The organism is Halostagnicola sp. A56 (genome assembly GCF_000691505.1).
Lineage (GTDB): Archaea > Halobacteriota > Halobacteria > Halobacteriales > Natrialbaceae > Halostagnicola.
On the sequence record NZ_JMIP02000013.1, the window covers coordinates 122,633 to 135,150 of the forward strand.

General features: G+C 61.3%; 11 protein-coding genes and 1 pseudogene. 4 read left to right on the forward strand and 8 right to left on the reverse strand.

Annotation, left to right across the window (positions count from 1 at the left end; translation table 11 throughout):
- Nucleotides 1–337 precede the first annotated feature (337 nt).
- Both EL22_RS01350 and EL22_RS01355 read right to left on the reverse strand, forming a co-directional pair.
- Complete coding sequence (locus EL22_RS01350; protein ID WP_050049799.1) at nucleotides 338–2,710, reverse strand: phage/plasmid primase, P4 family; 2,373 nt, start codon at nucleotides 2,708–2,710, stop codon at nucleotides 338–340.
- A 213-nt stretch (nucleotides 2,711–2,923) separates the two neighbouring features.
- Entirely contained in the window at nucleotides 2,924–3,064 is a 141-nt protein-coding gene (locus EL22_RS01355; RefSeq protein ID WP_156184024.1) for a hypothetical protein, read from the reverse strand.
- A gap of 219 nt (nucleotides 3,065–3,283) precedes the next feature.
- On the opposite strand from EL22_RS01355, the gene EL22_RS01360 reads away from it, so the two are divergent.
- Complete coding sequence (locus EL22_RS01360; protein WP_156184025.1) at nucleotides 3,284–4,165, forward strand: hypothetical protein; 882 nt, start codon at nucleotides 3,284–3,286, stop codon at nucleotides 4,163–4,165.
- A gap of 90 nt (nucleotides 4,166–4,255) precedes the next feature.
- Here the strand turns inward: EL22_RS01360 and EL22_RS01365 are convergent, their stop codons facing one another.
- From EL22_RS01365 to EL22_RS01375, 4 genes and pseudogenes are all read right to left on the reverse strand, one after another.
- Nucleotides 4,256–5,452: a site-specific integrase gene (locus EL22_RS01365; RefSeq protein ID WP_082146638.1), complete on the reverse strand. Its 1,197-nt coding sequence runs from the start codon at nucleotides 5,450–5,452 to the stop codon at nucleotides 4,256–4,258.
- Nucleotides 5,453–5,608: 156 nt separating this feature from the next.
- Nucleotides 5,609–5,917 (reverse strand): sensor histidine kinase KdpD, encoded by a 309-nt coding sequence (locus EL22_RS15815; RefSeq protein WP_082146639.1) that lies wholly within the window; start codon nucleotides 5,915–5,917, stop codon nucleotides 5,609–5,611.
- Nucleotides 5,811–6,725: pseudogene (locus tag EL22_RS01370) on the reverse strand (DUF6293 family protein); the annotation flags it as partial. The pseudogene EL22_RS01370 and the gene EL22_RS15815, both read right to left, overlap by 107 nt.
- A 22-nt stretch (nucleotides 6,726–6,747) precedes the next feature.
- On the reverse strand, nucleotides 6,748–6,972 hold the full coding sequence (locus EL22_RS01375) for a hypothetical protein (protein WP_050049802.1): 225 nt from the start codon (nucleotides 6,970–6,972) through the stop codon (nucleotides 6,748–6,750).
- Between the two features lie 234 nt (nucleotides 6,973–7,206).
- Between EL22_RS01375 and EL22_RS01380 the strand changes: the two genes are divergently transcribed.
- Entirely contained in the window at nucleotides 7,207–8,616 is a 1,410-nt protein-coding gene (locus tag EL22_RS01380; protein ID WP_050049879.1) for a cytochrome ubiquinol oxidase subunit I, read from the forward strand.
- Nucleotides 8,609–9,583 carry a cytochrome d ubiquinol oxidase subunit II gene (locus EL22_RS01385; RefSeq protein WP_050049803.1) on the forward strand — a complete coding sequence of 325 codons (975 nt, stop codon included), beginning with the start codon at nucleotides 8,609–8,611 and terminating at the stop codon, nucleotides 9,581–9,583. Before EL22_RS01380 ends, EL22_RS01385 begins: the two co-directional genes overlap by 8 nt.
- Nucleotides 9,584–9,679: 96 nt before the next feature.
- Here the strand turns inward: EL22_RS01385 and EL22_RS01390 are convergent, their stop codons facing one another.
- Entirely contained in the window at nucleotides 9,680–11,155 is a 1,476-nt protein-coding gene (locus EL22_RS01390) for a sodium:solute symporter (protein ID WP_050049804.1), read from the reverse strand.
- Nucleotides 11,152–11,373, reverse strand: a complete 222-nt coding sequence (locus EL22_RS01395; protein WP_050049805.1) for a DUF3311 domain-containing protein — start codon at nucleotides 11,371–11,373, stop codon at nucleotides 11,152–11,154. Before EL22_RS01395 ends, EL22_RS01390 begins: the two co-directional genes overlap by 4 nt.
- Nucleotides 11,374–11,551: 178 nt before the next feature.
- Between EL22_RS01395 and EL22_RS01400 the strand changes: the two genes are divergently transcribed.
- The gene (locus tag EL22_RS01400; RefSeq protein WP_050049806.1) at nucleotides 11,552–12,505 is read left to right on the forward strand and encodes a helix-turn-helix domain-containing protein; all 954 of its coding nucleotides are present in this window, start codon (nucleotides 11,552–11,554) and stop codon (nucleotides 12,503–12,505) included.
- The last annotated feature ends 13 nt before the right edge of the window (nucleotides 12,506–12,518 follow it).

The following is a 12,518-nucleotide window of genomic DNA, read 5'->3' on the forward strand; positions in this document are numbered from 1 at the left end:
TACTGTCTACCTCTGTTCGATTATCGGAGATCGTCGAAGCCGATACAACGGACTGCAACGGATTGATTTGAAAATCGGAGTGTACGAGCGATTCTATACCGACCAGTTTCGGGTGGCTCGGCCAGATGCACAACAGATACCACGGTTCTGACTCACTTCACTGCATACACCCGTAGATGAGGTCTTTTCTCCTCTCTTACGCGCGAGAACACCTACCAAGTGTTGTATCCGTTGTGTAACCAGACGATCGTGTGGAATTCAAGCGGCAGCGGCGCTCTAACGGACAACAGTCGCAAAACAACTCTCGTTGTACACCGTTGTATTTCGTGTGGCAGATCTATGAGAGTCCGCCGAACCACTCGTCTTTTGGGAGTAGTCGCAGATTCACGTAGTGTCGCCCGATCGGGCTGTGATTACCACGCTCGACGCTGTCGTACGCGCCAATGACGCGAGTGGTAAGCGCCTTCTTTGTTGCAGTAGGCGTCTCGCCGACGTCTTCGCACGCTTCCACGTACGCGTCGTAGACGTCGCTCACGGCCGTCCGCGAGCCATGGTCGGGTTCGAGTGCGCCAGAGATGAACCGATCGAGGAGACTCCCTTGGAACCGCCACCGGGACCGAGTCGTTTCGGGATCATCGTCGCCGAAGGCGTCGCGGTAGAGCAGATCGCCAAGCCCATCGAGTGCCCAGTTCAAAATCCCGGCATGCTCATCGGCAAGCTTCGCTCCGAGTCGGGTATCTTGGTCCTCGGGTGGGATCGTCGTCGGGAATTCGACCAGAATCACGCGATTGAAAAATGCATCGTCGGCATCCTGCACCTCCGGTAGCTGATTCGCGGAGAACAGCAGTTTCGCCTGTGGCTCGATGTCGTAGGGATCGCGACCTTTTGCCTCGACGGTGTGCTTGTCGTCGCCGGTGAGCGATTTGAATGTCCCACTGCTCTCGACGATATCGGTTGGGATGTCATTCGCCGCGTTCACCCACGTATCTTCGAGTCGGTAGCTGTGGAATCTCGTGTTAGTCAACTGCTGCAGCGTCGCCTTCGTCGTCATGTCGGGGCCAAGGAGATCGAGTACGGTGTTGATGAAGGTCGATTTCCCCGAGTCGGTTGGACCAGTGAGAAAAACTGCCTTCTGATACGGAAACCCCCAGTGGTAGAGCGCATAGCCCACAAACTCTTGCAGAAGTCGCTGGTCGCGATCGGAACCCGTCACGGAGTCGAGGAAGTCGAGCCACGCTGGACACTCGGCGGCCGGGTCGAAGGGTGCGGCGATCGTCCGTATGAGCCGATCGCTTGGTCGAGCTGGGCGGTACTCAAGGTCGGCCACGTCGGTCGGACCGTCCTCGAGTGGATGGAGGTCAACCACGCCGTTCGCCGCTGGGAGTTGCCATGGATCGGCATCCAGAGTATCTTGGCGGACGTAGGTCCGTGCTTGAAGCGTCGAGCACACTTCTCGGTGGCGGTGGGTCGAGAACTGGCTGCCGAGTCGGTTGGCGAGTCGCTCGTGTACTCGAGCATCGGCGTCGTCGACGAACACCCCATGCTCCGCGTCGAACCGACGCATCGTGTTGTCGTCCTCAACGGTGAGCAGATCGAAGTCGACCGTGATCGCGTCAGCCGCCCGTTGAATCGCTTCGCCAGTCGGTGTCTCGTCGTCGGCAAACAGCTCACTGGCGAGTCGCCACGCGTCGGCAGCGTCCACAGGTTCGGACGGACATTCGATCGCCGCGCTTGGTTCATAGAATTCAGTCCGTCCGTCGAGTACCCTCGAGATCGTCGCCTCGCGGTAGTCTTCGCGCTCCCATTTCTCGCGATAGAGCCCCGACTGTCGAAATAGCCGGTCGATCTGCTGACGATTGCCGCCCGACCAGAACGCCAACAGACTCACCAGCGCACAGTCGGCTTCGCTGTGACTCGAGTAGCCGGAACTATCACCGCGCCACAGCCTGGTGAACTTGTCGCCGTTCTCCGCGTTCATGGCCTTCTGGACAATCTGCTCGTCGGTGAGATCGTGCGACCCTGTTTCGCGACCGTCACTCCCAGGGTTTAGTCCCGAAGAACGGCCTTCTGCACCGCAGTCATCGTCCGTCTTCGCCGAGCTATAGTCTGATTCGTCGTCGGCGATATACTGAGCGTGAACCTGGCTGACCGCGTTGTTCACCTGCTCGACGTCATCGGGAGAGCCGTCGATCTTGTGGCCGGTCACGGTGAGATAGCGACCGGTGTCGTACATCTCGAGATGCCCGTCGGCGTCGTCGACATCTGCCCGGTTCCCACCGTCGGGAACGAATCCTAATCCGAACAGTCGTACGCCGGTCCCGCTCGGAGACACCTCGGCGTAGGTCGGGATAGCCTCGACCATGTCGTTGACCCACGCTTCGAGATCGCCCGTCTCTGGGTCGCGGACATCGTCAAGGTCAATTCCGACGAACAGGTCGTCATCTGAGACGACGAATCCGAGTCCGTCCGTGTCGGTATCGTCACGTCGGTGATACTCGAGCGCGTCGTCGAACGATGTCCATGTCTCGGGATCAGTGGATTTGGCGAACCGACCGGTCGTCACGTCGATTGGCATCTTTGTCCACTTGTTGCGATCGGTATCGAAGTAATACCGCCAGGCGACCCATTGGCCGCGCTCCGCGAGCGTGTCGGGGATGGACTCTCGGACGAACGGGAGGGGCTCTGGGCGGGCCGGCCGCTCGTCAATCATCCTTCCCCACCTTGTTCACTGATCTGCAAGCCACAGTCGGTACAGACAAAGTCAGTAGCCTGATCGGGCGATGTAATGAGAGTTGACCTGTCGCAGGAGGGGCAACCGTAATTTGCCCGATCGCCGAAATCAACCATGGCAACCACCGCATGTATCCTCGCATTGGTCGTGGCGGACGCCTCTAACGTCCGCGGGTTCATTTCTAACCACAATTTAGTCCTCAACGAATTCACGGAGCTCCTCGAGGCGATCTCGGCGTCTCGCCAGTTCGACGATAGCCAGCATACGCTGGATGTCGCCACTGCCGTGTTGAGCGACGAGTCGGAGTTCATCTGTGGTTGGCCCATCAGTCATCGGATTTCCCTCCGTCAATGGGACGAACATCGAGTTCAACGAGGTCGCCATAGTCGAGGTCAAAATTATCCCGGATAGGGCGTGGGATCACCACGCGCCCATCGCGACGGATTGGGAGAGTGACCTTCATATATTGGCGTAGGGCGCCAGGCATTACCAACGCTTTTATACCCCCATACTGTGTAAATACACAACCTAATCCAGATATGCCCTTTAAGTATGAGTAAACGAAGTCCTGGCTTCCTCTGGGAGCCCGAGAGAAAACTGGTCGACGCGTATCGGGTGTCAACGACAGCTTTTGACAAACCTAATAGAACAGATTTGGATGAGGTCAGAGACCCCTCGGAGGCAAAATCGCGTTTGAAGACCGAGATCGCATCGCCGGAGGAACTCCGCGAAATACTCGAGATAATATACCAAGATCTCGAACGAATTGAGGCATACCACTGTCGCGTTCGCGAACAGCCTGGTGGCCGCTGGACCTGGAGCGATCAAGTTCTCCCAAAAGTCCAACGTGAGGTGGAACAACTATCGCTCCTATTCAATCGGTGGGAACAGGAATCTCAACGTAAAGGCCGCAATAATGTTCGAGGAGTACTCGCAGACGCCCTACAGCCACTTCACGAGGGGCTGGATGAACTCAATCAGGCACTCAACGGGAAGTATTCGATCAAGGAGAGAGAGATGGCACGTCAAGGCAAGGATAGTGTGCCAAAGGAACTTGCCGACGACTACCGGTCGCTTGAAGCGAGAAGAGAAGCCCTCCTCGCGTTGTTAGAAGATGCGGAACTCCGCGTTATTTTTCACTACGTTGAAAATCATGAGGGAGAGAAGCTACCCAAGCGGACCAGAGGGGAAAATCTGTGGTCTTGGTGGACATCTCGATTCCTCCGAGGAGAATATGGACTCGTCGAGGATTCGGCGTGGGGCTTCAGGTTGACCAACCGCGGCGAACTGGTCAGCGAAGTACTTTGGAATCTTGAGGAGAAACCCCTGCTGGAATTGCTTGGCGAAGGTGCGATGCCCACTGCTGAAGCCGCTCTAAAGTTGTTGCCTCACCACGTGGGGGCCGACCGCTGGAAGGCATGGGAGAACGTCTGACAGTAACCACACGCGATTTGATGCTCCTATACCAAAGTGCTCGGTAGCTACGTCAAGATCTACAAACAACGGTAATCGATTTGCGCACGATTATTCCAACTGCTCGATGAACTGGGCCACATTTTCTTTGTCCTCACGGATAGCCTTGACCAGCTGAATGGCGAGAGCCGCGTCGGTGTCCGACGAGACCTTCGTTACCTTCGACTCAGCCTGCTCGAGCTCTTCGGCTGCGTCAATGTCGAGCGCCTGCCCACAACGCATACAGAACGCGGCGTCGTGTTCGTTTAGTTCCTCACAGCGGGGGCATTCGATGATCTGTGGTTCCTCCTCGTTTTCGTCGGGTTCGTAGAGGCCGTGTAACGTATCGTACGCATTATCGATGTCACGTCCGCTCAGATGGACGTACCGGGCTGGCACGTCGGAGCCCTGAACCCAACCGAACCACTCGCAGAGCTGCGCTTCGGTCATCTCGTTGGCCAAGTATGACGCCCGCGAGTGGCGATAGTGGTGGGGATTCGAGGGCTTATCGATGTCCGCCCGCTCCATGTTCTTCTGGAGTACCTTTTGTCGTAGGTAATTGTAGCCGAGCTGATCGTCCGGATCGCCCTGCTGGATCTTACACCACAGCGGAGCGTTCTTCTGGGGGTTCGGGTGGGCGTTCAGCCACTTATTGAGATATGGAACGGATTCCACGAGCGGGAGCCGACGGGCACCGGTTTTTCCGTCGATGATGATTTTCTTGCCGTGCTTACGATCCTCGATGTCTCCGATTGTTAGATCGATGAGCTCGCCAATGCGCGCCCCAGTTTCGTACAGTACTGCGATGAATGCCTTATCGCGCGGGTTTTTCGCGGCAGCGATCTGATCTTCAATGTCGTTTTTGGTGAGGAGGTCTTGTGGTAGTGTCCCGCTGGAGGCGTCGGACGAGATGGTGAGCCAGGCGACTTCGTCGGGTGCATCGCCATTGTTCATCCAGGTCCAAAACTGCCGGATAACCTTCTTGTAGGTCTCGACGGTCGCATCGGCCAGATCCCGATCGTGGACCCACTCGATCAGTGTTTTCACGTCTTCTGTGTCCATATCCTGAAACCGGGTCTTGTCGACGTGTTCGGCGACGATTTTCAGGTATGAGAGATTCCGCTGTTGTGTCGCCGCGCTCATCCCGTTGAGTTCCTTGTCTCGGCGGTAAGCGCGGAGCAGGTCGGCGTTCTCGGGGTGGATGGTGTCTGATTCTTCGACCATCTCGAACACGCTGTCGACCTTTGCTTCGTAGTCTGCCGTCGGCATGGTAGTTATACTCTCCCAATGGCCATAAGGGTTCTGAACCCTTGAGTTAGAGAGCCCTCCCCGGGCACTGGCTTTTGACGCGATATCACGAACGAAAGAGCAACGAGTTGCGGTCGCAGTGAGAATCACGACTTCCTGTGAGATGGGGCGCCGCAGTTACTCGAGGTGACTGATATCGGTGATTTCGAACCGTGCGCCACCGTCAGAGTTCTCGGTTGGACGGACACTCCATCCATGCGCTTCAGCTATCTGTTCGACGATCGATAAACCGAGACCAGTACCGGTACGTTCTGAAGAGTACCCGGCCTCGAAAATCCGGTCGAAGTCTGCAGGTGGGATTCCGGGGCCATCGTCCTCGACTGCGAAGCCCGATTCTATCGGTTCGACCCAGACGGTGACGTCCGACCCCCCGTGTTCGATCGCGTTCGATGTATCCTTTTCCGCCCGGGCCGAGTCGGTCGACATTGTAGATGACCTTCGAGCGAAAGCTGTCGGTGTACTCCTCGTTGAGTTCTCGAGCCAGCGCCTCGGCCAGTTCCGAGACGGAGTCGAACTCGCCGTCCTCGCCGAGTTTGTAAAGGATGAACTCCTCGAAGGGCTTGACGTTCGAAAACGACGCCACCGGCAGTTCGACGATGTGCGAGCCGTCGATCTCCTTCGCACCGATCGTCGTTCCCCGCTCGTCGAACTCCGCGAGCAGGTCGCGGGCGCTCTCGAGTCGCTCCCCAATCCGGTCGTCGTCGACCGCCGTCGCGGACCGTCCCGCGTCGGTTCGGCGGGTGCCGTCGGCTCCCTCGAGGAGTTCCTCGAGCAGCGTCGCCTGCCGGCGCAGTTCCTCGGCGAGTTCGGTCTCGAGGTACTTCTCGGGGGCCGTGTAGTAGGTGTGGATCTGCTCGCGTTCCTCCTGGCGCTCGACCATCAGCGAGTGGGCCGCGTTCGCGAACGCGAAGCTCACGGTTCGGGGCATCGCGGCGATGTTGACCCAGACCTCGTTTCCGCAGTCGAGTTCGTTCGTTATCAGGTCGTAGGCCTGCTCGAACGCCGCGTCGTAGTCGTAGACGTTCTCGAGGACGAACCGATCCGTGCTCGCGCCGAGCAAGTTCTCGAAATCCGCCTCGAGCTTGCTCGAGAGGTGTCTCGAGTACTCCACGTTGGCCTCGCTGCCGACCGCCCCCTCGAGGAGGACGACCCGGTCGACATCTATCTGATCGCGGACCAGCGGCGCGATCAGCCGGTCGTAGTCGAACCCGACCGGGACGATGTGCGTTTGCATACGCTACAGTTCGTCGGCGGCGTTATGAATCCCCGGAGGTTCCGTCGGCGACGGTACGAACCACCGGCGGCTCGATCGGTCCCGTCGCGGGGGAAGACGGTGCACGCCGGCCCAACCGGTACGGGAAAAGCCGGTATCGCCCCCATCGTCGCAAGAAAAGCGGGTACCGGCCCCACCGATAGCTCGAGTCGGCCGCTCGAGCGCCGGACGCGAGAACGTCGTCGACGCCGAACTGTCTTGCGTCCACGTATTTTCAATGGGGAGGAAACGATTCCGTCGATTTCCAGGCGACGGGAATCGACTCGTGACTGATTGAAACGGCCGCCGAACATCCGGTGATGGCTCTACCACGCGTCCCGCCGGCACGTCGCTCGAGGGGAGTGTCACTGAAGCCGGGTTCGGCCGTGCGTTGTGCCACGTTCGAACCTGCGCTTGCGAGCGGGCGGGTCCCCGCTGACGAGATCCCGTACGGGTGGTCGCGGTGATCGATCCCGTCCTCGCGAGCCGCCTGCAGTTCGCCGTCGCGATCACGATCCACATCCTCTTTGCCGCGCTGTCGATCGGCCTCGGGCCGTACCTGGTGTATTTCACCGTTCAGGAGGTCCGGACCGGAGAGGAGCGCTACCGAAAGCTCAGGGAGTTCTGGACCAACGTCTTCGCCGTCGGCTTCGTGATGGGGACGGTGACCGGCATCCCGATGGGCTTTCTGTTCGGCACCAACTTCTCCGCGTTCTCGACGGTCGCGGGGGAACTCATCGGCGGCCCGCTCTCGTTCGAGGCGAAGATGGCCTTCTTCCTCGAGGCGATCTTCCTCGGAATCCTGTTGTTCGGCCGCGATCGCGTCTCAGGCCGGTTCTACGCGCTCTCGTCGTTTTTCGTCGCCCTCGGCGCGTGGCTTTCTGCCTTCTGGATCCTCGTCGTCAACTCGTGGATGCAGACGCCGCGAGGGTACGAACTCGCCAGTCAGAACGGCACCGAAATCGTTCAGATGACCGACCCCCTCGCCGCGTTTTTCAATCCGCGATTCCCGTGGATGTTCGTCCACATGCAGAACGCGGCGATCGTCTCGGTCACGCTGCTGGTCGCCGGCGTCGCCGCGTACTTCCTCTGGCAGAACCGCGACTCCGAAGCCTGGCAGACGGCATTTCGAGTCGCAGTCGTCGTCCTGATACTCACCTCGGTCTTTCAGGTCGTTCAGGGCGACATGTACGGCGAACACGTCGCCGAGACCCAGCCCCAGAAGTTCGCCGCGATGGAAGCTCAGTACGAAACCGAACGCGGCGCCGACTTGCACCTCATCGCGGTTCCGACGACGCTTGAGGGGTTCACCGATCCGCGGGCCGACAACCTCTACAAAATAAGCATTCCGCACCTCGCGTCGTTCCTCGCCAGCGGGGGTGATCCGGGGGCGGAGGTGACCGGGCTGAACGACATCGAGTACGAGTCGCCGCCGGTCGCGATCGTCTTCTGGTCGTTCAGACTCATGGTCGGGCTCGGGTTCTGGTTCGTCGGCCTCGGCGCCTGGGGGGCGTACAACCGGCTCCGGGGCAAACTGACCGAGAGCCCGCGATACCTCCTCGCGATGATGCTCTCGGCACCGCTCGGGTTCGTCGCGCTCGTCACCGGCTGGTACGTCACCGAGATCGGTCGCCAGCCGTGGATCATCCAGGGCGTGCTCCGGACGAGCGACGGCGTCACACCCGCGCTGAACGGGCTCGAGGCGACGCTTTCGCTCGTCGGCGTTACCGTCGGCTACCTCGTCTTGCTTGGGCTCTTCCTGTACATCGGTCGAGGGATCGTCGCGTCGGAACGCAAGGACGTCCTCGAGCGATCCGGTCCGACCGACGAGCCGGATCGCCCCGATCCGACGGAGGTGACCGCGGATGACTGAGCCGATCTCGAGTCCCGCCTACGCCGTCGCGTGGCTCCCAGAGGCGTGGTTCTGGCTGTTGTTCGGCGTCCTCACGATCTACGTCGTCCTCGACGGGTTCGACTTCGGCGTCGGACTCATCTATGGTACTCGAGAGAGCGAACGCGAGCGCGAGACCCTCCACGCCGCCTTCGGGCCGATATGGAAGGCCAACGAGGTCTGGCTCGTCCTGTTCGTGACGGTCCTGTTCGCGGCGTTCCCGAGCGTCTACGCGAACCTCCTCTCGCGTCACTACCTGCTGATATTCCTCTTGCTTCTGGGGGTGATCCTCCGGGGCATCGGTGTCAAACTTCGCGAGGAGCGCGAGGGCGACCGCTGGAAACGCTACTGCGATTACGCGTTCGTGGCGGGCAGCGTCGTCTCGCCGGTCGTCCTCGGCGCGTTCGTCGTCCAGTGGGTGTTCGGCGCGGTCCCGCTCGCCGTCGCGGTCGCCGGCGGCGTTACCCTCCTCGGACTCTGTTTGGTCCTCGGCGCGACGTTTCTCGCGGTCAAAACGACCAATCCGCTCCGGGCGGAGATGGTGACCTACGCGACCGGCGCCACGCCGGTCTACGCCCTCTGCTTCGCCGCCACCGGAAGCGTCCTGTACGCCGTCGGGAGCGCCGCCCTCGAGGTCGTCGCCCTCGCCGCGGCGGCCACCGCGGTCTGTTCGCTCGGGGTCGTCGCCGGCGCTCGACTGGACGCCGACCGCGGCGCGTTCGGATCGGCGGCCGGCCTGGCGGTCGTCTTCGTCGGCTTTCTCGCCGTGCAGTTGTACCCGATGATCGACCCCGCGGCGGACCTCTCGATCGCCGACGCGGTCGTCGCCCCGCTGACGCTCCACGTCACGACGATCATGGCGGCCATCTTCCTCCCGATCGTGGGGGTTGGATTCGTCGTACTCTACTCGGTGTTCGAAGGCGTCGCCGATCCGGAAGACGGCTACTGACTCTCGAGCGGGTTCGATTCCGGGATCATCTCTCGAGCGGTTTCGGATCGGCTCGAGCGGGTTCGTCTGGACCGACTCGAGTTCCCACCCGGTCGATCAGTCGTCGCTCGAGACGTCGAAGTACCGCGACCGGCGGTCCGCGACTGTCGAGGTGGTCGCCCACGAAACGGTGACGGTGAGCGCGGCTCCGAGGAGCATGCCGACGACGCCAGCCGTCCACCCCGCGTAGCTTCCGGGGAGCGGTGGGACGAACAGACTCGAGAGGTAAAACGCCTGACTCCCGGCGATACCCGCGATGAGGCCGGATCTGGTCGTCCTGCGCCAGTAGAGGGCCAGTATCACCGGCAACGCGAGTTGCGCGAATCCGCCGAAGGCCGCGTCACCGAGTTCGAACAACGTCGCGGGGTTGTAGAGACTTGCGAGGAAGGTCGCGACTGCAAAACAGACGACGCCCGCGCGGGCGATCAGGTCCTCGCGTCGATCCGAGAGGTCGGCCTCGACGAACGGCCGGTAGAGGTCTCGCGTGAAATAGGACGAGCCAGAGAGCAACATCGAGTCCGAGGAGGACATCATCGCCGCCATCGCGCCGGCGATGACCACCGCGGCGAACCAGACCGGCGTGTATTCGTTCAGGATAACGGGGAGGATGTTTCCACTCTCGCCCATCTCGAGGCCGAGTCCCCGCGCCCAGACGCCGAGCAGGAACGACGGGACGAAAAGCAACACGCAGAGGATCGGCCAGAGTGCAAACGAGCGTTTGACGACCCGCTTGGAACCCGCGACGAAAAACCGCTGGTTCACCTGCGGGAACATCGCGACGCCGAAGCCGATCGTGATCGCCGTCGAGAGCATCCACTGTGGCGTGTAGTTGGCGCTACCGAGCGCGAGGAATTCCGCCGTCGCCGGCGAGTCGCCGAGCGTTCCGGTCGCCGCTTCGAGGCCACCGACGGCGACGAGTACCCACACGAACGCGAGCCAGGTCGTCAGGAGCATGAACGCGCCCTGTAGCGTGTCGGTCCAGGCGACGCCGCGAAAGCCCGCGACAACGACGTAGAGGATCATAAACAGCGTAATGAGTCCGGCACCCATCGCGTAGGGAACTGCCCCATCGGTCAGGGCCTCGAGGGCCGTCCCCGCGCCGACCTGCTGGAGCATGACGTACGGAAAGAGCCAGACGAGGCTGATTCCGGCGACGAGTCCGCGAAGGCCGCTCGAGGCGAACCGGTCGCCGAGCATCTCCCCGAGCGTGACGTAGTCGTAGCGCTGGCCCAGCAGCCACTGTTTGTAGCCGACGACGTACCAGAGGACGGCGAAGATGATCCCGTCCATCAACCCCATCACGAGGATCCACTCCGGACCCCACGCGTAGGCCATGTTCGGCCCGGCGAAGAAGGTGAACGCAGAGAGCAGCGTCGCGAAGGTCGTAAACAGGAGGACGACGGTCCCGACGGTTCGACTCGCCAGGTAGAAGTCCTCGGCGGTCCGGTCGGTCAGTCGGTACGCGAGGAGGCCGATTACCAGCGCGAGCAGCAGGTAGCCCACGATGATCCCCAGTTGGATCGCGAGGCTCACGGGACATCACCCACGTCGGCTTCGATTCCGATCCCCCACGCGCGCTTCGTGAAGACCCAGAAGACGACCGCGGTGAGCATCATCCATCCGACGTGCCACCAGAGCCAGACCGGAAGCCCGGCGACGACGGTCTCGTTTCCCCAGAGGAACCACGGGACCGAGAAGGCGGCAAGGCCCACCCCGACGATTCCCCACCCGACGAGTTCGATGCGACTCATTAGCACGCCCTCGAGCGCCCGTGTTGGTAATAGTTTCTATTCGATACCGCGGGTCGAAGAGATATTTTCATACAATTCGACGGAACGCTCTCGTCGTGCGATTTTCGAAGGTAAAATCCCCATTTCAGGTAGGAAAAGGAGTATAACCGTTGGCGAGAGACCCCTATCTGAGACACCGATGGCCCGACTGTTCCCCCTGCGTTCCGACGCTCAATCCGCAGGGGACGAACCGCGGGTCGTCGACCTTGAGGACGAGGACGCCGACGCCGTCTTCGGCGCGCTCTCCTCTTCGACCGCCCGCGAGATTTACTCGAGGCTGGCCGAGGAACCCGGCACCCCGAGCGATGTCGCGGAGGCGGTCGACTCCTCGATCCAGAACGTTCGCTACCATCTGGAAAAACTCGAGGACGCGGGCCTCGTTGAGGTCGTCGACACCTGGTACTCCTCGCGGGGCAACGAGATGAGCGTCTACGCGACTGCCGACGGGCCGCTGATCGTCACGAGCGACGAGTCGACCGCCTCGAAGGTTCGAACCGCCCTCTCGCGGTTCCTCGGCGGGGTGGGCGCGCTCGCGGCCGGGAGCCTGCTCGTCCAGTACGGACTCCAGCAGTACGCGACGTCGGGGATCGGAGCCGACGCGGGTACCGCGGGGGGAAGCGACGACAGTTCCGGCGGCGACGCCGGGGGCTCGAGTGGAGACGCTGGCGGTGACGCCGAAACGATGGACGAGCACTCAGGCGACGACGGGTCCTCGAGCGATGGCGGAACGACGAACGACGGATCGACGGCCGACGATGGGGGTACCGGCGGCGACATCGGAACCACACAGCACGACGGATCCAACGGAAACGACGATGTCCGTGGCGACGGTACAGATAACAGCAGAGCCGATTCCGCACCTAGCGAGGGGAACGATGCCGCCGGCACTGCCGACAACATGGACGGCGGTGCCGGTACGGGCGAACACGAGGTCGCCGACGACGGGGGCATCCTCGGCGACGTATTCGGCGACAACGTGGCCGAAACCGCCGACGTGGTGTTCTCGAGCGTGCCGCCGGGACTGCTCTTTTTCCTGGGCGGGCTGTCGGTGCTGGTCTGCGTGACGATCTACTGGTACTGGCGGTCCTACTGATCGACGCGTCGAC

Coding starts and splice junctions, on each gene's coding strand:
- EL22_RS01350 (WP_050049799.1), bottom strand. CDS start 2,710: ATGATTGACGAGCGGCCGGCCCGCCCAGAGCCCCTCCCGTTCGTCCGA.
- EL22_RS01355 (WP_156184024.1), bottom strand. CDS start 3,064: ATGACTGATGGGCCAACCACAGATGAACTCCGACTCGTCGCTCAACAC.
- EL22_RS01360 (WP_156184025.1), top strand. CDS start 3,284: ATGAGTAAACGAAGTCCTGGCTTCCTCTGGGAGCCCGAGAGAAAACTG.
- EL22_RS01365 (WP_082146638.1), bottom strand. CDS start 5,452: ATGCCGACGGCAGACTACGAAGCAAAGGTCGACAGCGTGTTCGAGATG.
- EL22_RS15815 (WP_082146639.1), bottom strand. CDS start 5,917: ATGTCGACCGACTCGGCCCGGGCGGAAAAGGATACATCGAACGCGATC.
- EL22_RS01385 (WP_050049803.1), top strand. CDS start 8,609: ATGACTGAGCCGATCTCGAGTCCCGCCTACGCCGTCGCGTGGCTCCCA.
- EL22_RS01395 (WP_050049805.1), bottom strand. CDS start 11,373: ATGAGTCGCATCGAACTCGTCGGGTGGGGAATCGTCGGGGTGGGCCTT.
- EL22_RS01400 (WP_050049806.1), top strand. CDS start 11,552: ATGGCCCGACTGTTCCCCCTGCGTTCCGACGCTCAATCCGCAGGGGAC.